Below are 22849 nucleotides of genomic sequence, written 5' to 3'. Positions count from 1 at the left end.
AAGAAACAGATGACGACGTTCCCCTGGCTCACCGTGCTCGCGGTGCTGCCCCTGATCGGTGCCCTGGCACTGGTCTTCATCAAGGGTCCGAGGGCCCGCACCGTCGGCCTCGCCTTCGCCCTGCTCACCCTGGCGGTGTCGATCGTCGTGGCGATCGCCTTCGATCCGGGCGCGGGCATGCAGTTCATCGAACAGCAGTCCTGGATCCCCGCCATCGGGGCCTCGTACTCGCTGGGCGTGGACGGCATGGGCCTGCTGATGGTCCTGCTCACCACCATCCTCGTACCGGTCGTCATGCTGGCGACCTGGGACGATCCCGACACCACCGGCGGGCGCTGGACGTCCCAGACCTTCTTCGGTCTGACCCTGCTGCTGGAGGGTCTGGGCCTGTACGTCTTCATGGCCACGGACGTGCTGCTGTTCTACCTGTTCTTCGAGGCCACCCTGATCCCGATGTTCTTCCTCATCGGGGGATTCGGCGCGGCCAAGCGCAGCGGCGCGGCGATGAAGTTCCTGCTCTTCTCCCTCGCCGGCGGCCTGGTCATGCTCGTCTCGGTGATCGGCATCTACGCCGTCACCTCCGGCCTGGGCAACCCGACCTACTCGCTGCAGTCGCTGCAGGGGGCGGCGGCCGCCGGACTGTTCGCCAACCCGTTGGGCAAGTGGCTCTTCGCCGGCTTCTTCATCGCGTTCGCCGTCAAGGCCCCGATGGTGCCGGTCCACACCTGGCTGGCCGACGCGGCCGAGGAGGCCTCCCCGGGGGCCGCCACCCTGATGGTCTCGGTGCTCGACAAGATCGGCACCTTCGGGATGCTGCGGTTCTGCCTGGGGCTGTTCCCCGAGGCGAGCCTGTGGGCCACCCCGCTGGTCCTGGTGCTCGCCCTGGTCTCGGTGGTCTACGGCGCCGTCGCCGCGATCGGCCAGCGCAACCTGATGCGCTTCGTCGCCTTCACCTCGGTGAGCCACTTCGGCTTCATGGTGATGGGTATCTTCGCGCTGACCTCGACCGGCATCGCCGGATCGGTGTTCTACATGTTCAACCACGGACTGTCCACCGCAGCCCTCTTCCTCGTCGTGGGGTACATGGTCAAGCGGCGCGGCTCGGCTGACATCGCCGCCTTCGGCGGTGTCCAGAAGGTCGCCCCCGTGATGGCGGGGTTCCTGCTGGTCTCCGGCCTCTCGGCGCTGGGCCTTCCCGGCCTGTCGAGCTTCGTCTCGGAGTTCATGGTGCTGGCGGGCACGTTCGCCGGCCACCCGTGGATCGCCGGAGTGGGCACCATCGCCCTGCTGCTGTCCGCGGTCTACGTGATGAACGTCTACCAGCGGACGATGACCGGCCCGGTCACCGAGCAGGTCGCCCGGACCGTGCACGCCGACCTGACGTCACGCGAGCGCCTCGCAGTGGTCCCGCTGGTCGCGATCATCCTCGTCCTCGGCTTCTTCCCGCGCCCTGCACTGCAGTTGGCTGAGCCCGTCGGGGCCCAGGCCGTCGCAGCCCTGCAGGCGCACGGGGTGACCGACCCCAAGCCGCAGATCCCGGAGGGACAGAACTGATGAACCTCACCACCGACTATGCGGGGTTGCTGACCGCCATCCTCCCGGTCGTCATCGTCTTCCTGGGGGCCTCCCTCAGCCTGCTCGCCGAGGCTGTCCTGCCCCAGCGCCTGCGCTGGGGGACCCAGGTCGTGCTGTCCCTGGTCGTGCTCATCGCGGCCCTCGTGTCGGCCCTGGTGATGTGGCGCGGGTCGCCCGGTTCCCTCGCCAAGGACCAGACCGCCATGGTGATGGTTGACCTGCCGGCCCTCGGTCTGTGGATGCTGCTGCTGCTCTTCGCGGCACTCTCGGTCCTGTTGATGGCCGAGCGCGAGGTCTACGGCGGCGTCAGCGCCTTCACGCCCTCCGGTGCGGCCATCCCCGGGTCGCAGGAGGAGCGTTCCGCCGGCGATGCCCGGCTAGAGCACTCCGAGGTCTTCACCCTGCTGCTGTTCTCGGTCACCGGCATGATGCTGTTCCTGGCCTCGAACGACCTGGTGATGATGTTCGTCGCGCTGGAGATCATGTCGCTGCCGCTCTACCTGCTCTCCGGGCTGGCGCGTCGCCGTCGCCTGCTGAGCCAGGAGGCCGCGCTGAAGTACTTCCTGCTCGGGGCGTTCGCCTCGGCGTTCTTCCTGTTCGGCATCGCCCTGGTCTTCGCCTACGCCGGTTCCTTCCACCTGTCGGTGATCGACTCGATGGTCGGGGCCAGCTCCCTCTCCGAGTCCGTGCTCATCGCGGGCCTGCTGATGATGCTCGTCGGGCTGCTGTTCAAGGTCGGCATCGCCCCGTTCCACAACTGGGTGCCGGACGTCTACACCGGTGCCCCGACCCCGGTCACCGCCTTCATGGCGGTCTGCACCAAGATCGCCGCCGTCGGCGGCCTGATGCGCGTCCTGTACGTCGCACTGGGCGCCGAGCGCTGGAACTGGCAGCCGGTGCTGGCGGTCGCCGCGATCCTCACCATGGTCGTCGGCGCCGTGATCGGCCTGGCGCAGACCGACGTCAAGCGCCTGCTGGCGTACTCCTCGATCACCCACGCCGGCTACATCCTGGTCGCGATCGCGGGTGCGGCGCAGGTCGCCAACAACGTCCACGGGTTCACCTCGGTGTCTGCGGTGTCGTTCTACTTGCTGACGTACGGCGTGGCGACGATCCCCGCCTTCGCGATGGTGACGATGGTCCGCGACAACGGCGCCGAGGTCACCCAGCTGTCCGGCTGGGCCGGCATCGGTCGGAAGAACCCGGTCTTCGGCGTGGTGATGGCGGTGTTCATGCTCAGCTTCGCCGGCATCCCGCTGACCGCTGGCTTCATGGGCAAGTGGGCGGTCTTCGCCGCGGCGTTCCAGGGCGGCTGGGGCTGGCTGGCCCTCGTCGGTGTGCTGCTGAGCCTGGTGGCGGCGGTCTACTACCTGCGCGTGATCGCGGTGATGTTCTTCCGCGAGCCGGTAGAGGGGCCGGAAGTGATCGACACCTCCGCCGCGACGCTGATCGTGGTCGTCCTCGGCCTGGTCGGAACCATCGTGCTGGGCATCATCCCTGGCCCGGCGATGACGTTCTTCCAGAATGCCGGTGAGTTCCTCCGTCTGGGTATGATGTGACGCTTGTGAGCCCATCCCCAGCGCCCCAGACCAGCGACGCCTTCGAGGCGTACGTCCGCGAGCGGCTCGAGGTCATCGAGTCAGCCCTGGCCGAGGCGGCCACCGGCAGGATGCCGTTCGTCACCGAGGCGGCCCGCCACGTGATCGCGGCCGGCGGGAAGCGGTTCCGACCGCTCCTCGTCGTGCTCGCATCCGCCCTCGGCACGCCGCGGTCGGAGGAGGACCTCACCCGGGCCGCACTGGTGATGGAGCTCACCCACGTGGCGAGCCTCTACCACGACGACGTGATGGACGAGGCGGACCTGCGTCGCGGTGCCCCGAGCGCCAACAGCGTGTGGGACAACACCGTGGCGATCCTCGTGGGCGACTTCCTGTTCGCCCGCGCCTCGGACCTGGTCGCCGACCTGGGGGTGGAGTTCGTGCAGCTCCAGGCCCGTACGTTCGCCCGGCTGGTCCAGGGCCAGATCGCCGAGACCATAGGTCCCGCCGAGGGGCAGGACCCGGTGGAGTCCTACCTCGGCGTGATCGCGGACAAGACCGGCTCGCTGATCGCTGCCTCGACCATGTTCGGCGGCATGATCGCCGGCCTCGACGCCGACCAGATCCGCGCGCTCGACGAGTACGGCGAGGAGCTGGGACTGGTCTTCCAGCTCAGCGACGACATCATCGACGTGACCTCGGAGTCCACCGGCAAGAAGCCCGGCACCGACCTGCGCGAGGGGGTCTCCACCCTTCCGACGCTGCTGCTGGGCGAGTACGAGGACGAGGAGTCGCGCGAACTGCTCGCTGCGATCCGCTCTGACCTGGACGACGACGAGGTCCTGGCCGACGTCCTCGGTCGGCTGCGGGCGCACCCGGTCATCGACCGGGCCCGCCAGGAGGTCGCCCGGCGCGCCGAGGTGGCCCGCGGCCACCTGGTCGGACTGCCCGAGGGCGTGGCCCGCGACGCGCTGTCCGAGCTGTGCGACACAGTCGTGTCGCGTTCCGCCTGACCCGTACCTGAACCACCCGAGGGGGGTCTCTGACCGCGCGCTCAGAGACCCCCCTCGTCGGTGGCTAGACCCAGGCCATGCGCGACGGACCCGGCCGGGTGCTGAGCCCGCCGCGCCGGGTCACCAGATGTGGACGCGCTCCTGCGGGGCCAGCCACATGCCGTCGCCCTCCTGGGTGCCGAACGTCTCGTGGAAGGCGTCCAGGTTCTTCAGCGTCTGGTTGCACCGGAACTCGGAGGGGGAGTGCGGGTCGGTCGCGAGCCGCTGGCGGACCGTCTCGGGCCGGGTCTTCTGCTGCCAGATCCGGGCGAAGTTCATGAAGAACCGCTGGGCCCCCGACAGGCCGTCGATGGGCTCGGGCTCGATCGTCTCGCCGGTCTCCGGGGAGGCCAGGGCGATCCGCCACGCGTCGTAGGCGATCGAGGCGCCGCCGAGGTCACCGATGTTCTCCCCGATGGTCAGGGCACCGTTCACCGACTGCCCGTCGGCACCCTCGGGCACCAGTCCGTCGTACTGGGCGATCAGGGCCTTCGTACGCTCCTCGAAGGCCGTCCGATCCGCATCGGTCCACCAGTTGCGCAGCCGCCCGTCCCCGTCGGCGGTCGAGCCCTGGTCGTCGAAGCCATGGCCGATCTCGTGGCCGATCACCGCGCCGATGCCGCCGAAGTTCACCGCGTCGTCGGCCTCCGGGTCGAAGAACGGCGGCTGCAGGATCGCCGCGGGGAAGACGATCTCGTTGCGCAGCGGGTGGTAGTAGGCGTTGACCGTCTGCGGGGTCATGAACCACTCGTCGGGATCGATCGGGCCACCGACCTTCGCCAGGTCCCGGTCGGTGTCGAACTCGGCCGTACGCCGGACGTTGCCGACCAGGTCATCGGGGCGGATCTCCAGCTTGGAGTAGTCGATCCACTTGCCCGGGTAGCCGATCTTCGGGGTGAACTTCGCCAGCTTCGACAGCGCCTCGGTCCGGGTGGCCTCCGTCATCCACTCCAGGGAGCTGATCGAGCGGCGGTAGGCCTCCAGCAGATTGGCGACGAGTTCGTCGCACCGCTCCTTGGCAGCCGGGGGGAAGTACGCGTCGACGTACAGGCGTCCCACCGCCTCGCCGACGCAGCCCTCGACCAGTCCGACTCCCCGCTTCCAGCGCGGCTTGATCGTCGGCGTACCGGACAGCGTCGTGCCGTAGAAGCCGAAGTGCTCCAGCACGAAGTCGTCCGACAGGTAGGAGGCGGTGCCGTTGAGGACGCGCCAGCGGGCCCACGAGCGCCACTGCGGGAGCCGGTCGGTGGCCAGCAGAGGGGCGACCTCGTCCAGGAACGACGGCTGGGACTCGATCACCTTGGTGACCTTGGCCAGGTCGACACCCAGTCCCTCGAACCAGCGGCTCAGGTCCACGGCCGGGTTGATCGCACCGACCCGCCGGACCAGCTCGTCGATGGTGATCGGGTTGTAGGAGGCGACCATGTCCCGTCGACGCACCTTGTCCCAGTGGCAGGCGGCGATCCCGGTCTCCAGGGCCATCACCGCCGCGGCCTGGCCGGCCGGATCCTCGAGACCGGCCAGCGCGAACATCCGTTCCATGTGGGCGACGTACGCCGCGCGGATGTCGGCGTACTGCTCGAGGCGGTAGTACTCCTCGTCGGGCAGGCCGAGGCCGCCCTGGCTGATGAACAGCGCGTACTGCTCGGGGGCCCCGGGGTCGGCGTCGACCCCGCCGTACAGCAGGGACCCCAGGCCGCCGCGCGCGTTGGCGCCGAGCAGGCTGACCAGCCCGGCGACGTCCTCGACCGCCTCGACGGCGGCCAGCTCGCTCCCGAGCGGGGCGGCGCCGAGCCGCTCGATCGTCTCGGTGTCCATGAAGCTGGCGTAGAGTCCGGCGATCCGATCGGTGTCGGTCTGCGGGCCCTCGTGGGGGGCCGGCGTGCCCAGGCCCGTGACCAGGTCGCGGACCGCTTCCTCGGAGCGGTCGCGCAGGTCGCTGAAGGCACCGGTCAGCGGCTTGTCGTCAGGGATCGTCGCACTGTCCAACCAGCTGCCGTTGACGTGCCGGTAGAAATCGGTGCGAGCCGGGATCCCCTCGTCGACGGCGGTCAGGTCCAGCGCGACGTGCGTCTCCTCAACTGTCATGGCCCGATGGTAGTGCGCTCGGTCAACGGTCCGGTGACGGGTCGGGGCAGGTCAGGCGCCCTCCGCCACGTTCTGCCGGGAGGCGTGGGTCGCACGGGTGGTGAGTGCGTCGTAGATCGGCTCGGAGCGCAGCAGCGTCGCCACCAGCATGGCGATGGCGCACGCGCCGAGCATCGGGGGCAGCTGGCTGGTGACCCCGGTGAGCTCGGTGGTCAGGACCAGTCCGGTGATCGGTGCGCGCACGCTGGCGGTGAAGAAGGCCGCGGTGCCGATCAGGGCGAGCGCGGCCGGCTCGGGGGTCCACTGGGGCACCAGCTGCTGGCCGAGCAGCCCGACCAGCAGCCCGAGGTGGCTGCCCACCACCAGCATCGGGGCGAAGAGCCCGCCGGGGGTGGCGGCAGCGTACGAGACCACGCCGAGCACGAGGCGGGCGGCCAGGATGCCGAGGACGGTCAGGACGCCACCCTCGGCCAGCAGCGCCTGCTGGGTGAGCCCGTCACCTCCGCCGACCAGGCCCGGGGCGAGGAACGCGACCAGGCCCACGCCGGCGCCGATCAGTCCGGCGCGTACCTCGCGCGGGACCCGGCTGGCATCGGCGTACCGCAGGCTGGACATGATCATCGCGTTGTAGCCCACCCCGGCGAGCCCGGCGAGCAGGCCGACGACGAAGACGACGCCGGCGTGCGCCAGGCGGGGCTGTCCCATCGGCGCGGTCCGGAAGAGTTCGGTGGTGTCGCCCAGGAACAGGTGGGCACTGGCGAAGCCCGCGCCGGAGGCCAGCAGGGTCGCCACAGTGGTCCGCGGGTCGAAGCGCTTGACCAGCTCCTCCAGGACGAAGACCCCGCCGGCCAAGGGTGCGTTGAACGCGGTGGCCAGTCCGGCGGCCGCGCCGGCGGCGACGAGGATGCGTAGGTCGTGGCTGCCGCGGCGCGTCAGGCGGCTCAGGATGATCCCGATGTTGCCGCCCATCTGCACCGAGGGTCCCTCCCGGCCCAGGGCGAGTCCGGCCCCGATCGCCAGCAGGCCACCGACGTACTTCACGGGCAGGATCAGCGGGCTGCCCGGCCGGGTCCGGCCCTCCACGACCGCCTCCACCCGGGGAATGCCGCTGCCCTCGGCGTGCGGCTCGACCCGGTGGACCAGGGCGGCGGCAGTGGCGGTGGCCAGGGCGCAGACCACGACCACCACGACCAGGCCCAGGGCGGGATCACCATGGGCCCACGAGACCAGGGTGTCGCGGGCCTCCGACACCCGGTCGAGCGCCCAGCGGAAGCTCGCCGCCATCAGGCCGGTGAGCATTCCGACCAGGACGGCGGTGGTGGTGAAGCCCAGCAGGCCTCCCGGCCGGTCGGCCTCCACCGCCGGCGGCCAGACCGAACTGCCCAGCCGACGCCACAGCGGGTGTCCACCCGGGCGATCCATCAGTCGACCTTCGCCGATGCCGACCGCGAGCCCCCGTCGGTCGTGGGGGCCTCGTCGGTCGTGGGGGCCTCGGCGGCGGACACCGGCACCTCACCGGCGCGCCGCTTGCCGGCCCGGTCCAGGCTCCGCCAGCGGGCCAGCGCCTCCCCGCTGACGATGACCAGGGACACCCACACCAGCAGGAAGCCGACCCATCGCCCGGGCGTCAACTGCTCGCCGCGCACCAGCCAGCCGATCAGGAACTGCAGCGTGGGTCCGATGTACTGCAGCAACCCCATCACGGTCAGCGGGATCCGCTGTGCGGAATCGGCGAACAGCAGCAGCGGGACCAGGGTGACCAGGCCGCCGAGCACGAGCAGGACGGCGTGCAGCGGTCCCTGGGTGGTGAACGTGCCGTGACCGGAGGCCCCGACGCCGATCAGGAAGGCCAGGGCGAACACGCTGATCGCGGAGCCCTCGACGACCATGCCGGACAGGGCGTCGACCTTGACCCCGCGCTTCACCAGTGCGTAGAGGCCGAAGCTCGTGGCGAGCACCAGGGCCACCCAGGGCAGCCCGCCCACCTCGACCGAGAGCACCACCACGGCGATGACCGCCAGCCCGACGGCGATCCACTGCAGCCGGGACAGCCGCTCGCGCAGGAACACCACCCCGATCAGGATCGACAGGATCGGGTTGATGTAGTAGCCCAACGAGGCGTCCAGGACGTGGCCGTTGTTGACCGCCCAGATGTAGGTGCCCCAGTTGATGCTGACCAGCACACCTCCGGCCAGTAGGGCGGTCCACTCGCGTCGTCCCAGACCGCGCCAGAACCGTCGGCGCAGCAGCAGGCAGCCGAGCAGCGAGAACACCAGCGACCAGACGACGCGCTGGGCCAGGATCTCGAAGGCCGAGGAACCGGCGACCAGCGGCCAGTAGAGCGGGAAGAAGCCCCAGATCACGTACGCCCCCACGCCACCGGCAAGACCTCGCCGGGAGACCCCGGCCGGCGTGGCGCGTGCGACCTGTGTCATCTGTCCTCCTCCTGGCCCCCTCGGGCGCGTCGCGGGTGCTACCGGCCGCCGCGGCTCCTGCTCGGCGGTGCCAGGGGCTTCCCGTCGGATCGTACGCCCCGGGTCCTGCCCGGTACCGGGGCTGCGGCGGCGTGGACCGGGCCGCTAGGGTTCCGCCCATGGGAATCGCTGTGTACTGGGACATCGACGGCACCCTCCTGCTCTCCCCGCCGGGTCGCGCCGACCTGTTCCTGCAGGCGATCGAGGGACTCGGCGGCACCCCGGTGAAGCCCGCCGGCCGCCGCGAGGGGCTGACCGACCGGCGGGTCGGCGAGCTCTACCTCGAGGCGGCGGGGATGTCCCTGGACCGGCTCGACGACTACCTGGCCGAGCTCGACGTACGATCGGCGACCTACTACCTGGAGCACCCCCGCGCCCTGATGCCGGGGGTCCACGACGCGCTCGCGGACGTCGCCGCCCGGGGCTGGCGCCAGGCGCTGATGAGCGGCAACACCCCGAGCCGGATCCGGACGAAACTCTTCACCGCCGGCATCGACCCGTCGACGTTCGACATGGCCACCTCGGTCTCGGGAGGGTTCGTCAGCGACCGGCGCGAACTGGGAGGGCAGGCGAGGGAGCGTTCCGGGGACGACCTGCTGGTGGTGGTCGGCGACACCCCGCACGACCTGCTCGCGGCACAGGCGGCGGACGCCGTGTTCATCGGGGTCAACGCCGATCCGGCGGTCCGTGACGAGCTGGCCAAGTCCGCCCTCGTGGTGGTGGAGACCCTGGCGGACCCGGCCTTCGCGGCCGCCCTGGACCGGGTGGCGGGCGGGACCGGTGGTGCTGCCACCGCCCGGGCAGCAGGGGCCGATCAGCCGATCACGCCGAACGCGTAGCCCGCCGCCCGCAGGTCGGCCACGACCAGCGGCAGCGCCTCGGTCGAGATCCGCTTGCCCGGCGCGTCGTGCATCAGCACCACGACCACCGGCGGGTTGCCGGCGTGGGCAATGTCGGTCTTCACGTTGCGGGCCGCCTCCGCGGGAGTACGGGGCTCCTTCTTCCGCGGCTCGGCGTCACCGGTCATGGTGTTCCAGTCGATCCAGGACAGCCCGCGCGCGGTGAGTCCGGCATCGGCCGCGGCCAGGCCCGTCCAGGACATGTGGCCACCGGGGTAGCGGAAGCAGTCCGGGCTGTAGCCGGGGCCGAGCGCGCCGCGCAGGGCGTCGAGGGCCCGGGCCTGGTCGGACAGGATGTGCTCGGTGTCCGCCTTGCGCCGGGGGTAGAGGTAGCCGTAGTCGTGGCTGTAGGAGTGGATGCAGACCGCGTTGCCCTCGGCCATCTCGCGCTGCAGCAACGGTGCGCCGGCCCGGCCCAGCCCCTGGGGGCCGGCGATGATGAAGAACGTCGCCGGCACCCCGGTGGCGTGCAGGGCGTCGAGGACGCGCGGCGTCGCGTCCGTGCTAGGCCCGTCGTCGAAGGTCAGGAACGCCACTTTCTGCGCCGGCAGGTCCGGGGCCCGGGTGCCCTCCCGTACCCACTCCTGCACCTTGGCGGCGGGATAGGCGTACGCCTGGGCGGCGGCATTGTGGTCGGTGCCGGCGACGACGGCGCTGGAGGGCGTCGGGCTCGGGGCGGGCGCAGGTGGACGGGACGGCGGGGCACAGGCGGCGAGGACCACGGTGGCGAACAGCACCGTTGCGAGCAGCACCAGCACGGCCAGGAGGCCGTGGTGGGACGGCGCACGGTTGGGACGCATCGATACCTCCTCCGGGGCGCGACGGGACGACCACCCCGAGGCTAGGCGTGGCACGACCCCGATGGAAGGTCGTGCCACGCGTGCCCCCGTGGGGCTCAGCTCCGGTTCAGTGCCGTTCTCGGTCCGCTCTCAGGCGGACACCTCCCAGGTGTCCTGGCCGTACAGCAGGTCCTGGAGGGCGGCGTCACCGGTGTCGGTGTCGCCGCGCGCCGTACGAACCTGCTCGCGCGCCTCGTCGTCGTACGTCGGACGCTCCACGTCGCGGAAGATGCCGATCGGGGAGTGGGCGATGTGGCCGGCCTCGCTGAGCCGCGAGAGCGCGAAGGCGTAGGCCGGGTTGTCGGCGTACGCATCGTGCACGACGATGGCCGACTCCTCGACGCTGGAGCGCTCCGCGATCCGCAACCGCGGGGAGTCCGGATCGCGCACCACGCACAGGTGGCCGTCGATGCCGAAGATGATCGGCTCGCCGTGCGTCAGCGGGATGATCGCCTCCGCCGCCTCGTCACCGCCCTTGAGCGCATCGAATGCGCCGTCGTTGAAGATCGGGCAGTTCTGGTAGATCTCCACCAGCGAGGTGCCGCGGTGGGCGGCCGCCGCCTTGAGGATCGCGCTGAGTCCCTTGCGGTCGGAGTCCAGGGCGCGCGCCACGAAGGTCGCCTCGGCGCCCAGCGCCAGCGACACCGGGTTCAGCGGCTGGTCCAGCGAGCCCATCGGGGTGGACTTGGTGACCTTGCCCAGCTCCGAGGTGGGGGAGTACTGGCCCTTGGTCAGCCCGTAGATCCGGTTGTTGAACAGCAGGATCGTGATGTTGACGTTGCGGCGCAGTGCGTGCAACAGGTGGTTGCCACCGATGGACAGCGCATCGCCGTCACCGGTGATCACGAAGACGGCCAGGTCCTCGCGCGCGGTCGCCACGCCGGTGGCGATCGCCGGGGCACGCCCGTGGATCGAGTGCATGCCGTACGAGTCCACGTAGTACGGGAACCGCGAGGAGCAGCCGATCCCCGAGATGATGACCGTGTTCTCCTTCTTGATGCCCAGCTCGGGCATGAAGCCCTGGAACGCGGCGAGCACGGCGTAGTCGCCGCAACCGGGGCACCAGCGCACCTCCTGGTCGGAGGTGAAGTCCTTCCGGTTCAGCGGGGAGATGGCCAGCGGCACGTGGGCCAGGCCATGGGTGATCGCCGGCTGCGAGGCCGGGGACGTCGGGTTCTGGGTGGTGGTCACTGCTGTGCTCCTTCCGAGGCAGCGGCGGCGGACTCGACCTCGCGGACGACGGCGGTCAGGTCCGCCTCGAACTCGTCCACCGAGATCGGCAGGCCGCGGACCCGCGAGTAGCTGCGGACGTCGACCAGGTACTTGGCGCGCAGCAGCATCGCCAGCTGGCCCAGGTTCATCTCCGGCACGACCACGCGGTCGTACGCGCGCAGCACGTCGCCGAGGTTGGCCGGGAAGGGGTTCACCCAGCGCAGGTGGGCATGGGCGACCTTGATCCCCTGTTTGCGCATCCGGCGCACGGTGGCCAGGGCCGGGCCGTACGTGGAACCCCAGCCGAGGACCAGGACGCGCGCGCCCTCGCCGGACTCGCGGCCCGGGTCGTCGACCTCGACCGGCGGGACCAGCCGGCCCACGCGCTCCACCTTCGCCTGCCGGGTGTCGGTCATCAGGGCGTGGTTGGCCGGGTCGTACGAGATGTTGCCGGTCCGGGAGTCCTTCTCGATGCCGCCGAGGCGGTGCTCGAGGCCGGGGGTGCCCGGGACGGCCCACGGCCGGGCGAGGGTCTCCTCGTCACGCAGGTAGGGCAGGAAGTCGCCCTTCTCGCCGTTCGGCTCAGTGGTGAAGTTCGGGTCGATCGCCGGGATCTCGTCCAGCAGCGGAACCCGCCACGGCTCGGCGCCGTTGGCCAGGTAGCCGTCGGTGAGGACGAAGACCGGCGTCCGGTACTCCAGCGCCACCCGGGTGGCCTCGACGGCCGCGGTGAAGCAGTCGGACGGGGACTGGGCGGCGATCACCGGGACCGGCGCCTCGCCGTGACGGCCGAACAGCGCCATCAGCAGGTCGGCCTGCTCGGTCTTGGTCGGCATGCCGGTCGAGGGTCCGGCGCGCTGCACGTCGACGATGACCATCGGCAGCTCGGTCATCACGGCCAGCGAGATGGTCTCCGACTTCAGGGCGATGCCCGGTCCGGAGGAGGCGGTGACTCCCAGGCGGCCGGCGAAGCTGGCGCCCAGCGCCGAGCCGGCAGCGGCGATCTCGTCCTCGGCCTGGAAGGTCATCACGTTGAAGCGCTTCAGCTTCGACAGCGTGTGCAGGATGTCGGAGGCCGGCGTGATCGGGTACGCGCCGAAGAACAGCGGGATGCCGGCCTTCTGGGCGGCGGTGACGAGGCCGTACGAGAGGGCGACGTTGCCGGAGATCTGGCGGTACCTGCCCTCGCGCAGCGGGGCCGGGGCGACCTGGTACGTGACGGCGAAGGTCTCGGTGGTCTCACCGAAGGCGAAGCCGGTGCGGAAGGCGGTGATGTTCGAGTCGCGGATCTGCGGCTTGTTCGCGAACTTCTCGCTGAGGAAGTCCAGCGTGGCCTGGGTGTCGCGGTTGAACAGCCAGGTCAGCAGGCCCAGGGCGAACATGTTCTTCGCGCGCGAGGAGTCCTTGCGGGTCAGTCCGAAGTCCTTGACCGCGGCCACCGTCATGCCGGTCAGGTCGAGGGCGTGCAGCTGGTAGTCGTCGAGCGAGCCGTCCTCCAGCGGGTTGGCCTCGTAGCCGACCTTGGCCAGGTTGCGCTTGGTGAACTCCGCGGTGTCCGCGATGATCAGGCCGCCGCGCCTGACCTGGGCGAGGTTCGCCTTCAGGGCCGCCGGGTTCATCGCGACCAGGACGTCGGCGGTGTCGCCGGGGGTCATGATGTCGAAGTCGGCGAAGTGAAGCTGGAAGCTGGAGACGCCGGGGATGGTGCCCTGGGGGGCGCGGATCTCGGCGGGGAAGTTCGGAAGGGTCGAGATGTCGTTCCCGAACGACGCTGCCTCGGCCGTGAACCGGTCGCCGGTCAACTGCATCCCGTCACCGGAGTCACCGGCGAACCGGATGACCACGCGGTTGAGCATCTGGACGTCTGCCACGTCGGTATGCCTCGTTTCTCGTCGGACTGAAGCGCCCGTGTCGGGCGCCGGTCAAGTCTAGGTCGTGTGAGGTGACACTTACCTCGCACGCGGATTCCTTGACTCATTGGATCGCCTAATGAGTGTATGTGCAAATTCTTATGTCTGGGGATGGTCCATGCCGCGGACCGGACCACCACAGGAGTCGTGCCGGACCGGACCACTGCACCTGGCTATCACGGGACCCGATCACCCGTGGTGCTGCGCACTACGCTGTCCGCATGGCTCCGGTGACACGCGTCTACGACTGGTACGGCGACGGGCGACTGCTCGTGGCCGATCTCGGGCTCGCCTGCTGCACCCTGGAGTTCGAGGCTGCGACCCTGGGCCGGCCCGAGGTCGATCCGGCCGTACACCTGGCCTCGAGTCCGGCCGCGCTGGCCGTCGTGGTGTCCGGGACGGTTCCCGATGCCCTGGTTCCGGTGGTCCACCAGGCGGTCGCGGCCCTCGGCCGGGAGACCGGCTGCACCCCGGCGGTGGTGGCGTACGGCGCCTGCGCCAGCTCGGGCGGGCCGTACTGGGACTCGTACGCCGTGGCCGACGGCATCTCGCAGTTCCTCCCCGTCGCCGCGTACGTCCCCGGCTGCCCGCCGCCGCCCGGTTCGCTGGAGGACGCCCTGGCCGGGCTGGTCGGGGCCCCCGCATGAGTGCCCCGGTCGAGGAGCGTACGGTCCGGCCCGAGGACTGGGTGGTCGCGGCCGAGCAGGCGCGTGCCCAGGGCTGGGACCGCTTCGACTGGCTGGACGCGACCGACGACATCGGCCGCGCCGACACGGTGACGGTGGTCTGCCAACTGCGCGACCCGGCCGGTCGGCAGCTGCGGCTGCGGACCGGGGTGCCGCGCCGGGAGGGCGTCCTGGCCAGCCTCGCCGTGGTCTTCCCCGGAGCAGGCTGGGCCGAACGGGAGGCGGCCGAGGGGTTCGCAGTGGAGTTCGCCGGCGGTGATGCCCGCCGGCTGCTGCTCGGCCCGGACGCCCCCGAGGCGCCGCTGCTGAAGGACCATGTGCTGGCGGCACGGGCGGCGGTCCCCTGGCCCGGCGCCGACGACCCCGACGAGGGGGCCAGGCGACGCCGGATGGTGCCCAGCGGGGTGCCCGATCCGGCCGTGTGGGGCGACCGGGACCCTGCCGAAGGGCCGGCCGCCGCGGACGAGGTGGCGGCCAGTGCCGCCGGGGGGCGGGTCCGGCGCACCCGCGAAAGTCGTCCACCCAGCCAGGGTCGTCCACCCCGCGAGAGCCCCGCGCCCCCGGCGGTCGGGCGGCGGGGGGAGGGGAGGGACCGATGACGGGCACCCACGGCTCGATCCGGCTGGTCGAGGACCGCTGCACCTCCTGCATGATCTGCGCCCGCGAGTGCCCGGTCTGGTGCATCACCGTCGAGTCGCACACCGAGCCCGACGCCGACCAGGCCGGCGCGCGCCGGCCGCGGCTGCACAACGTGCTGGACGACTTCACCATCGACTGGTCGGTCTGCATGTACTGCGGCATCTGCATCGACGAGTGCCCCTTCGATGCTCTCGAGTGGGCCGAGGGGCACGTCCCGGCGGGTCCGACGCCGATCGCCCTGGTCCACCACCGCCAGGAGCTCGCACCTCCGACCGGCTGATGGCCCTGCGAACCTGAGGATCCCCCGACAATTCCGGGAAAGTGGGCCGACGCGGTGGGAAAGGATTCGTCGGATCGGCCGATCGCTGCCTACCCTGAAAGCTGGGGGCGAATCAGGTTCCCCCGTTTGTCGGCACGGAGGAGGCGGTTCGATGGCAGTGGAAGAGCAGGTGCTGGCATCGCCGTCGCGACTGCAGGGCCCGGACGGGGCGACCGTCACCGGGACGCGCCGCCGCGCACTGGATGCCGTCGCGGCCCTGCGAGCCGAATGGTTCGATCCGATGGTCCGCCAGGGGATGCTGGGATTCGTCCTGGTCGCCGCCGGGTCGATCAGTCCCGCGTTCATCCCGGACAACTCCCCGCTCTGGTCGATCGACGCCACCTGGGTGGTGCGGACCCCTGTCGGATCCGCCTTCGCGACGGTCGTCGTGCTGGCCGGGATCTGGCTGGTGCTCGACGCCTGGATGCGCCTGCGCCCGCGTTCGGCCGGTCGCCACGACTTCCGCGCCGTGCTGGCGCTGTGGTCCCTGCCGTTGCTGGCCGCGCCCCCCGTCTTCAGCCATGACGCCTACTCGTACGCCGCACAGGGCTGGCTGGTCACCAACGGGGTGGACCCCTACCAGGTCGGCCCGGGAGCGCTGCCGGGCAACTTCGCGGACGCCGTCTCGCGGGTCTGGCTCTACACGCCGGCCCCGTACGGTCCGCTGAGCCTGGAGATCCAGCGGATCCTGGTCGACCTCACCGGCGGCCACCTGCTGGCCCCCGAGGCCGGCAGCCTGATGCACTCCTACCTCGCTGCGCTCGCCATGCGTGTCCCCGCCGTGCTCGGGGTCATCCTGATCGCGGCGTGCCTGCCCGGCCTGCTGCGCCACGTCGGCGCCCGGGGGCTCGAGGCGGACCGGGGCATGTGGCTGGCGGTCGTGAACCCGCTGATGATCGCGCATTTCGTGGGCGGCGCCCACAACGACGCCCTGATGGTCGGCCTGACAGCCCTTGCCCTCTGGCTGGCCGCACGCCACCGCCTCGTCGCCGCGGCGATCGTCGTCGGCCTGGCCACGGCGGCCAAGCAGCCCGCGGCCCTGGCCGGGTTCGCGGTCGCGTTCATGGCCCTCGCCCCCGCCGAACGGCAGTGGGGCCAGTGGCGCACCATCCTGCGTCGGACCGTGGTGACCGGCGCCATCGCGCTGGGTACCTTCGTGGCGGTCTCACTGCTGACCGGTCTCGGCTTCGGCTGGCTCCACGCCATGGCGGTCCCCGGCTCGGTGCCCACCATCGCGCCCAGCAGCATCATCTCCCGGCTGGTCAACTCAGTGGTCCTGCAGTGGGGCTTCTACGAGTGGGGCGGGGTGATCAGCGGCGCGGTGCGGACCCTGTTCGCCATCGCCACGGCCCTGTTCATGGTCTGGCTCGCGGCCAGGATCGCGCTGCACCGCCCGATGGCCTTCGTCTCCTGGGGCCTGCTGGCCGCGGCGATCGGCGGCACGGCCCTGCACGGCTGGTACCTGCTGTGGGGCGGTGCCCTGCTCCCGGTCGCGCGCCCCACCGAACGGGTGGCCCGGGTCGCGACCTGGGTGAGCGCCGGCATGTTGTTCTACTACGGCACCAACCTGGCCGTGCGCAACAGTGCCAGCTGGGTCGGGGCGTTAGCCATCCTGCCCCTGCTGCTGTTGATGCTGCGCCACGACCGTGCGCAGTGGCGGACCCCTTCGGTCGCGGTGCCGGTCACCGCCTGACCCGCCGGCCCCCTCGTACGCTCAGGCGGTGAAGAGTCCGGCGACCTCGGCCGGGTCGACGTCCTCGATCGAGGCGTCGCTCCAGCTCGGGCGCTGGTCCTTGTCGACCAGCTGGGCCCGGACGCCCTCGGAGAAGTCCGGCAGCATGGCGAGCCGTTCGGCCACCAGCAGGTCCTGGTCGAGGACCTCGTGGACGCTGGCCATCGCCTGTGCCCGGCGTACGCCCTCCAGGCTGACGACGACCGACAGCGGGCAGCGCAGCCGCAGCGTGGCCCCGGCCTGACGGGCGGCCTGCTCGGGGTGGTCCAGCAGCCGCTCGACCACGGTGGCCGCGTCGGTACCGGTGAAGCACTCGTCGATCCAGGCCCTCGTGGGGCCGCCACGGTGCAGGGCCGACAGTGCCGGGTAGGAGATCTCGGCCCCGGTGAACGGGGCGCCCTCCGCGAGGGCGAAGAGCCAGGGGTCGCGCTCGCCGTCCAGTTCGGCCATCGTCGCCAGCCGGTCGGCCGCGACCATCGCGTCGGCGAACCCGGCGGCCACCGCATCGGTACCGTCGATCGTCTCGCCGGTCATCGCCATCCAGGCGCCGATCTCTCCGGGGGCACGGGCCAGCAGCCAGCGGGCGCCGACGTCCGGGGTGAAGCCGATGATGGTCTCCGGCATCGCCAGGCGGGTGCGCTCGGTGGTGAGCCGGATCGACCCGTGTCCGGAGACGCCGACGCCCCCTCCCATCACGATGCCGTCCATCAGCGCCACGTACGGCTTGGGGAAGTCGGCGATCGCCGCGTTCATCGCGTACTCGGCGCGGAAGAAGTTGCCCGGGCGGCCGTGCTCGAGCACGTGCGTACGGACCGCGCGGACGTCGCCGCCGGAGCACAACCCGCGCTCACCGGAGCCCTGGATGACCACGGCGCCGACGGCGTCGTCCTCGGCCCACGCATCGAGCTGGGCGTGCACGTCGGTCACCATCGCCTCGGTCAGGGCATTGATCGCCCGCGGGCGGTTCAGCACGATCCGGGCGACCGGCCCGTCCGTGCCGAACAGGACGTCGTCGGTGGTGCGGCTGGCGAGCTCCATCAGGTCTCCTTCGTGGTGCCGGGTGGGTGGTGCCTCACAGGTCGTAGTCGACCACAACGGGGGCGTGGTCGGAGATCCGCGTGTCGTACGAGGGGTCCCGGTCGGTCCCGGCGGCGACCGCGGCCGCCGCAAGGGCCGGGGTGGCGAGCTGGTAGTCGATCCGCCAGCCGGCGTCGTTGTCGAACGCCTTGCCGCGCCAGGACCACCAGGAGTACGGACCCGAGCCCTCCCCGACGTGACGGCGGACGACGTCGACCAGGGTCCGCGGGGAGGTGATCGACCCGATCCAGTCGCGCTCCTCGGGCAGGAAGCCCTCAGACTTCTGGTTGGTCCGCCAGTTCTTCAGGTCCAGCGGGGTCGGGGCGATGTTCCAGTCGCCCATCACGACGAACTCGCGACCGTCGTTGAGTGCCTCGCGCCGGGTGGCCGTGAGGTGGCGGGCGAAGGAACGCAGGAACCGCTGCTTGCGCTGCATCTTGGCCAGCGAGGCGTCGTCCTCGTACGGGGTGCCGCCCTTGGGGACGTACACCGACGCCACGCGGATCCGGCGGCCGCCGGCCAGGTCGAGGTCGGCCTCGACGTAGCGGCCCTCGGTGTCGAACTCGCGACTGCCGAAGCCGTGCCGCACCCGGCGGGGCTCCACCCGGGTGGCCAGCGCGACACCGTTGCGGCCCGCCAGCGTGCCGCAGTGGTAGGTCAGGTGGTAGTCGCCGAACACCTGGGGCAGGTCGGGCTCGGGGCAGCGCATCTCCTGGACCGCGAGGACGTCGGGCGTACGGGCCGCGAGCCAGGTGGGGAAGCCACGCCGCTCGGCGGCCCGGATCCCGTTGACGTTGAAGGTGGCGATACGGAGCACGGGAGCAACCTTAGATGGCGACCGGAGGCCCGGCGGTCCTCGTCTGGTCGGCGGCGCCCAGGCGGCCGCGGTGCTGCGGACGGGCGATGCGGCCGTCGCCACTCTGGCGGGCCTTGGCCGTGTCGTGTTGAATTGGATCAGTCGACAAATGAACACGGTTGGCGACCGGTCGCCGATCGACCAGAGGAGGTCCTGTCATGGCCACGTGGATCTGGATAGTCATCATCGTCTTGGCGGTGCTCGTCGTCGCCGTCATCATCGCGGCGACCCGCGCCAGGATGGCAGCGAGCAGGGAACGCCAGCAGGCCCAGGCAGACGAGCTCCGGACCGCCGGACGGGAACGTTCCGTCGAGGCACGTCGTCAGGAGGCCGATGCCCAGATGGCCGCGGCCCGCGCCGAACAGGCACGGGTGGAGGCCGAGGAACAGGAGTTGCGGGCCCGGGAGACCCGGGACGAGGCCAACGAGCAACTCCGGCGCGCCGACGAGCTTGACCCCCGCGGTCGGCAGGCGTACGACGAGCGGGCCGCCGATGCGCCGACTCAGCAGCCGTTCGGCGAGCAGGGCCCCGGTCAGCGGGCGTTCGGGGAGGATGCGCCGGGCCAGCAGCCGTTCGGGGAGCCGGCTCCCCGGAGCGGTACCGGCGGCGTCCAGGACCGCACCGGGAGCACCCAGAGCGGTACCGAGGGGGTCCCGCGCCGTGGCGAGCCGCTGCAGGACGGTCCGGCCGATGTCGAAGGACGTCCGGGACCTCGCCGCAGCCAGAGCTGATGCGCCGGCGGGCATTGCCCGCGGGCGCGCACGACCCCGGTGGGTGGGTGGTGGGGTGACCCGCCCACCGGGCTGTCCCCCGGGCGCTCGTACGCGTCGTCACGGCCGTGTGACGCCTCCGGGGGAGGGCTGGGAGACTGGCGTCATGTCCACGCCGACGCCGTTCCAGGCCTACCCCACCCTCAACCTGCTCAGCAGTGAGCTGCAGGACCTGGTGCGCCGCAACGGGCGCCAGGTCCAGGCCCCGCCCGGGACCGTGCTGTTCGACCTGGGCAGTTCCTGCACCGGGTTCCTCCTGGTCCTGGCCGGGGTCGTCGAGGTGTCCCGACCGCATGTCGACGGGCGGTCGATCCTGCTCTACCGGCTGGAGGCGGGCGATACCTGCGTACTGACACTGAACTGCCTGTTCGGGGAGGTCGCGTACGAGGCGCGGGCCGTCGTCCGCGATCCGGTGCTGGCGGTGCAGCTGCCCAAGGGGGTTTTCCACCGGCTGGTGGACGAGTCACCGGAGTTCCGCCACACGATGCTGGCCCTGCTCACCCGGCGGCTCACCCGGGTGGTGCGGCTGCTGGAGGCCACCGCCTTCGTGTCAGTGCAGCAGCGCCTGGCCGGTGAACTCCTCGCCCGCGGCCCCGTGGTCCCTGCCACCCACCAGGAACTGGCGGCCGCCGTCGGCAGCGTCCGCGAGGTGGTCAGCCGGCAGCTGGCGACGTGGGCGCATGCCGGTTGGGTGGCCACCGACCGCGGCCGCGTCACCGTGCTCGACCCGGGCGCACTGGAACAGGTCCTGGAGCCCCTCGGCGGTCCGTAGGGCCGGTGTCCGATGGGGTCGGATGTTCTCCGGACGGGTTCGGCCGGTCGGTGACTGCGGTTACAGACGGGGGATGTCGCCCGGTGGTGCACTCGTGGTATCTCGTCGATCAAGGAGAAAGCCATGAAGATGAACGAAGGCGCAGCAGACCGGGTCATCCGGGTCATCGCCGGACTGGTGTTGCTGGGGGTGGCCTTCCTCGGCCCCGTGGGCACGGTGCTGGCGTGGGTGCTCGGAGCGGTCGGTGCCCTCCTGGTGGTGACCGGAGCCGTCGGCTTCTGCCCGATCTATGCGGCCCTGGGGATGAGCACCAAGCACGGGCGCCACGGCATCGGCACTGCGGCCGGCACCACCGCGCACTGACGCCGCCTACCGCGCACTGATGCGGCAGGCCGGTTGCGGACCGTCGCGCTTCCCCTCGCCGTTCGGGGTCGGGAGCGCGACGGTCCGGCCGACCGCCCGGCGGATCAGCGGTAGTTGCTGAACTGGACCGCGAAGTCGTAGTCCTGGGCCTTGATCAGGGCCTGGACCGTCTGGAGGTCGTCACGGCTCTTGGAGGAGACGCGCAGTTCGTCGCCCTGGATCTGCGCCTTCACGCCCTTCGGGCCCTCGTCGCGGATCAGCTTGGAGACCTTCTTGGCGTTCTCCTGGCTGATCCCCTCCTCGACAGTGGCGGTGATCTTCCACAGCTTGCCGGAGGAGCGGGGCTCGCCGGTGTTCAGGGACTTCAGGTTGATGCCCCGGCGGACGAGCTTGGACTGCAGGACATCGAGGACGGCGTTCACCCGGTCCTCGCTGCTGGCCTCCATCTCGATGACACTCTCGCCGGAGAGGGCGACCTTCGCATCGGTCCCCTTGAAGTCGAAGCGCTGGCCCACCTCCTTGGCGGCCTGGTTCACGGCATTGGCGACCTCCATGTGGTCGACCTTGCTGACGACGTCGAACGAGTTCTCGCTGGCCACGTCTGTGCTCCTCCGTCGGTGGTGGTGTGCGGACCATTGTGCCCGTGTTCGTGGCGTCCCGGGAGCCCGTCCGGGAGGCCCGTACCAGCGCCGTTCCCGTTGCCTCATGTCAAGATGCCCGCGTAGCTTGCTTCGTTGCCTCATCTGATTTTGCCCGGATGGCTGGCTGGGTTCGGGGCGCCTTCTTCGCGGTGGTCAGGGCCAGGAGCTGGCTGGTCAGGGCCTGGATCTCGCGTTGGACGGCCGCGGGGTTGATCTGGCGGTAGCGGCTGGTCAGGGCGGCCTTGACCAGCCCGGTCACGCTGGGTTCGGCCTGGGCGCGCTGGTAGGGGGTCTGGGCGGTGTCGTACTTCTTGATCACCTTGGCGCCGACCCGCTCCTTGGCGATGAGTTTCTGCTGGGGGTAGAAGAAGTTCGTCAGGTCGGTCTGTCGGGCCCAGATCCGGTTCAGCAGATCGAGCTCGCCGGCGGTGTCGTAGCGGTGGTAGCCGACGATCTGACGGACCTGGGTCCAGTTCTTCTGCTCCACGTGCGCGCCGTCGTTCTTGTTGCCCGAGCGTGAACGGGTGAAGGTGATCTCCTGCTCGGTGCAGTAGCGAAGAAGCTCGTGGTTGATGAACTCGCTGCCGTTGTCCGAGTCGATCCCGCGCAGCGGGAAGGGCAGGTGTTCCCGGATGTCCACCAGCGCCTCGAAGACCCACTTCTGGGCCTTGTTGCGCACCGACCGGTTCTCCACCCACCCGGTCGCGATGTCGGTGACCGTCAGGGTGAACGCGAAATCGCCGCGGGAGTTGCCACCCTCGTGGCCGACCAGGTCGATCTCGACGAAACCGGGCACCGCGTCATCCCAGTCCGCCCAGGTCCGCATCGGGATCGCGTCCTTCAGCAGCGAACCGGGCTTGGTGTGGGAGTGCCCACGCACGGCCAGTTTCGCCCGGTCCGGGGCGAGCCGGCGGTCGATCGTGGCCGCCGAGATCCGACACAACGCCGCCGCGGTCTCCTCGTCCAGATCCAGCTCCCCGAAGGCGCGCAGCACCGGAACCAGCTCGCCCAGGAACGGGGCCATCCGCTTGCCCGACGCCGCCCCCATCACCGCCCAACACGTCCGCAACGCGACCATCACGTCCTCCCCGTAGACCGGCGGGCGCCCCTTGCGGGGCCGGACGATCTTGACCTTCAACGCCTCGCGCAACGCCTTGCGGGCATGGTCACGGTGCCAGCCCGTCAGCTCGCACAACTCGTCCAGGATCACCTTCTTGCCCGCCCGGTCCGCCGCCTTGTAGCGGCGAGCGCTCGCCCTGGTCACAGCCCGACGTTCAGCCATCGTCAACCCCATCAACTCGGCGTACCGGCACAGCAGCCACAGGGCCGGTCGACGCGCCGCTACGCGGGCATTCCTAGTTGAGGCAACGACCCCCTCCACGCGGGCATCTTTGATGAGTCAACGCG

Annotated in this window: 21 protein-coding genes; 11 read left to right on the top strand and 10 right to left on the bottom strand. The window is 70.9% G+C overall.

What is annotated here, in order from left to right:
• Nucleotides 1–9 precede the first annotated feature (9 nt).
• From GA0111570_RS04915 to GA0111570_RS04905, 3 genes are read left to right on the top strand one after another with little or no spacing between them, the layout of a single operon-like run.
• Nucleotides 10–1554, top strand: a complete 1545-nt coding sequence (locus GA0111570_RS04915; RefSeq protein WP_092607235.1) for an NADH-quinone oxidoreductase subunit M — start codon at nucleotides 10–12, stop codon at nucleotides 1552–1554.
• Entirely contained in the window at nucleotides 1554–3134 is a 1581-nt protein-coding gene (gene nuoN / locus GA0111570_RS04910) for an NADH-quinone oxidoreductase subunit NuoN (protein WP_092607232.1), read from the top strand. Before GA0111570_RS04915 ends, nuoN begins: the two co-directional genes overlap by 1 nt.
• Nucleotides 3135–3139: 5 nt before the next feature.
• Entirely contained in the window at nucleotides 3140–4126 is a 987-nt protein-coding gene (locus GA0111570_RS04905; RefSeq protein ID WP_425438608.1) for a polyprenyl synthetase family protein, read from the top strand.
• A 120-nt stretch (nucleotides 4127–4246) separates the two neighbouring features.
• On the opposite strand, the gene GA0111570_RS04900 is transcribed toward GA0111570_RS04905, so the two are convergent.
• From GA0111570_RS04900 to rarD, 3 genes are read right to left on the bottom strand one after another with little or no spacing between them, the layout of a single operon-like run.
• Nucleotides 4247–6253 (bottom strand): M13 family metallopeptidase, encoded by a 2007-nt coding sequence (locus GA0111570_RS04900; protein WP_092607229.1) that lies wholly within the window; start codon nucleotides 6251–6253, stop codon nucleotides 4247–4249.
• Nucleotides 6254–6304: 51 nt separating this feature from the next.
• Nucleotides 6305–7675, bottom strand: a complete 1371-nt coding sequence (locus GA0111570_RS04895) for a ClC family H(+)/Cl(-) exchange transporter (RefSeq protein ID WP_092607226.1) — start codon at nucleotides 7673–7675, stop codon at nucleotides 6305–6307.
• On the bottom strand, nucleotides 7675–8688 hold the full coding sequence (gene rarD / locus GA0111570_RS04890; RefSeq protein ID WP_092607223.1) for an EamA family transporter RarD: 1014 nt from the start codon (nucleotides 8686–8688) through the stop codon (nucleotides 7675–7677). The genes GA0111570_RS04895 and rarD overlap by 1 nt, the downstream gene beginning before the upstream one ends.
• Before the next feature lie 158 nt (nucleotides 8689–8846).
• Between rarD and GA0111570_RS04885 the strand changes: the two genes are divergently transcribed.
• Nucleotides 8847–9566 carry an HAD family hydrolase gene (locus tag GA0111570_RS04885; protein WP_092607220.1) on the top strand — a complete coding sequence of 240 codons (720 nt, stop codon included), beginning with the start codon at nucleotides 8847–8849 and terminating at the stop codon, nucleotides 9564–9566.
• On the opposite strand, the gene GA0111570_RS04880 is transcribed toward GA0111570_RS04885, so the two are convergent.
• From GA0111570_RS04880 to GA0111570_RS04870, 3 genes are all read right to left on the bottom strand, one after another.
• Nucleotides 9542–10426 (bottom strand): polysaccharide deacetylase family protein, encoded by an 885-nt coding sequence (locus tag GA0111570_RS04880; protein WP_092607218.1) that lies wholly within the window; start codon nucleotides 10424–10426, stop codon nucleotides 9542–9544. The two genes, GA0111570_RS04885 and GA0111570_RS04880, sit on opposite strands and share 25 nt — an antisense overlap.
• A 129-nt stretch (nucleotides 10427–10555) precedes the next feature.
• Nucleotides 10556–11656 (bottom strand): 2-oxoacid:ferredoxin oxidoreductase subunit beta, encoded by a 1101-nt coding sequence (locus GA0111570_RS04875; RefSeq protein WP_217634034.1) that lies wholly within the window; start codon nucleotides 11654–11656, stop codon nucleotides 10556–10558.
• Nucleotides 11653–13533 carry a 2-oxoacid:acceptor oxidoreductase subunit alpha gene (locus tag GA0111570_RS04870; protein WP_092608208.1) on the bottom strand — a complete coding sequence of 627 codons (1881 nt, stop codon included), beginning with the start codon at nucleotides 13531–13533 and terminating at the stop codon, nucleotides 11653–11655. Before GA0111570_RS04870 ends, GA0111570_RS04875 begins: the two co-directional genes overlap by 4 nt.
• 275 nt (nucleotides 13534–13808) lie before the next feature.
• On the opposite strand from GA0111570_RS04870, the gene GA0111570_RS04865 reads away from it, so the two are divergent.
• The 4 genes from GA0111570_RS04865 to mptB all read left to right on the top strand — a co-directional run bounded on the left by GA0111570_RS04865 (nucleotide 13809) and on the right by mptB (nucleotide 16924).
• Nucleotides 13809–14234 carry an NADH-quinone oxidoreductase subunit B family protein gene (locus tag GA0111570_RS04865; protein WP_175557329.1) on the top strand — a complete coding sequence of 142 codons (426 nt, stop codon included), beginning with the start codon at nucleotides 13809–13811 and terminating at the stop codon, nucleotides 14232–14234.
• Complete coding sequence (locus tag GA0111570_RS04860; RefSeq protein WP_092607212.1) at nucleotides 14231–14872, top strand: NADH-quinone oxidoreductase subunit C; 642 nt, start codon at nucleotides 14231–14233, stop codon at nucleotides 14870–14872. The genes GA0111570_RS04865 and GA0111570_RS04860 overlap by 4 nt, the downstream gene beginning before the upstream one ends.
• A complete protein-coding gene (locus tag GA0111570_RS04855) occupies nucleotides 14869–15192 on the top strand; it encodes a 4Fe-4S binding protein (RefSeq protein WP_092607209.1) in 324 nt (107 codons plus the stop codon). The genes GA0111570_RS04860 and GA0111570_RS04855 overlap by 4 nt, the downstream gene beginning before the upstream one ends.
• Nucleotides 15193–15343: 151 nt before the next feature.
• A complete protein-coding gene (mptB, locus tag GA0111570_RS04850) occupies nucleotides 15344–16924 on the top strand; it encodes a polyprenol phosphomannose-dependent alpha 1,6 mannosyltransferase MptB (protein ID WP_092607206.1) in 1581 nt (526 codons plus the stop codon).
• Nucleotides 16925–16945: 21 nt separating this feature from the next.
• Here the strand turns inward: mptB and GA0111570_RS04845 are convergent, their stop codons facing one another.
• Together GA0111570_RS04845 and GA0111570_RS04840 are read right to left on the bottom strand one after the other, a co-directional pair.
• Nucleotides 16946–18001: a 3-hydroxyisobutyryl-CoA hydrolase gene (locus GA0111570_RS04845; protein ID WP_092607203.1), complete on the bottom strand. Its 1056-nt coding sequence runs from the start codon at nucleotides 17999–18001 to the stop codon at nucleotides 16946–16948.
• A gap of 34 nt (nucleotides 18002–18035) precedes the next feature.
• Nucleotides 18036–18857 carry an exodeoxyribonuclease III gene (locus tag GA0111570_RS04840; protein WP_092607200.1) on the bottom strand — a complete coding sequence of 274 codons (822 nt, stop codon included), beginning with the start codon at nucleotides 18855–18857 and terminating at the stop codon, nucleotides 18036–18038.
• Between the two features lie 197 nt (nucleotides 18858–19054).
• On the opposite strand from GA0111570_RS04840, the gene GA0111570_RS17600 reads away from it, so the two are divergent.
• The 3 genes from GA0111570_RS17600 to GA0111570_RS04825 all read left to right on the top strand — a co-directional run bounded on the left by GA0111570_RS17600 (nucleotide 19055) and on the right by GA0111570_RS04825 (nucleotide 20801).
• Nucleotides 19055–19627 carry a hypothetical protein gene (locus GA0111570_RS17600; RefSeq protein WP_175557328.1) on the top strand — a complete coding sequence of 191 codons (573 nt, stop codon included), beginning with the start codon at nucleotides 19055–19057 and terminating at the stop codon, nucleotides 19625–19627.
• Between the two features lie 145 nt (nucleotides 19628–19772).
• Nucleotides 19773–20438, top strand: a complete 666-nt coding sequence (locus tag GA0111570_RS17595; protein ID WP_175557327.1) for a Crp/Fnr family transcriptional regulator — start codon at nucleotides 19773–19775, stop codon at nucleotides 20436–20438.
• 123 nt (nucleotides 20439–20561) lie between these two features.
• Nucleotides 20562–20801 carry a YgaP family membrane protein gene (locus GA0111570_RS04825; protein WP_092607191.1) on the top strand — a complete coding sequence of 80 codons (240 nt, stop codon included), beginning with the start codon at nucleotides 20562–20564 and terminating at the stop codon, nucleotides 20799–20801.
• Between the two features lie 104 nt (nucleotides 20802–20905).
• Here GA0111570_RS04825 and GA0111570_RS04820 read toward each other — a convergent pair whose 3' ends face one another.
• Both GA0111570_RS04820 and GA0111570_RS04815 read right to left on the bottom strand, forming a co-directional pair.
• Nucleotides 20906–21400, bottom strand: coding sequence for a YajQ family cyclic di-GMP-binding protein (locus GA0111570_RS04820; RefSeq protein ID WP_092607188.1), 495 nt, complete (start codon nucleotides 21398–21400; stop codon nucleotides 20906–20908).
• A 109-nt stretch (nucleotides 21401–21509) separates the two neighbouring features.
• Nucleotides 21510–22724 (bottom strand): integrase catalytic domain-containing protein, encoded by a 1215-nt coding sequence (locus GA0111570_RS04815; protein WP_217634033.1) that lies wholly within the window; start codon nucleotides 22722–22724, stop codon nucleotides 21510–21512.
• Nucleotides 22725–22849: the final 125 nt, after the last annotated feature.

This window comes from Raineyella antarctica (assembly GCF_900092135.1).
Classification (GTDB): domain Bacteria; phylum Actinomycetota; class Actinomycetes; order Propionibacteriales; family Propionibacteriaceae; genus Raineyella; species Raineyella antarctica.
This window is presented reverse-complemented; position numbering and strand designations above follow the sequence as displayed.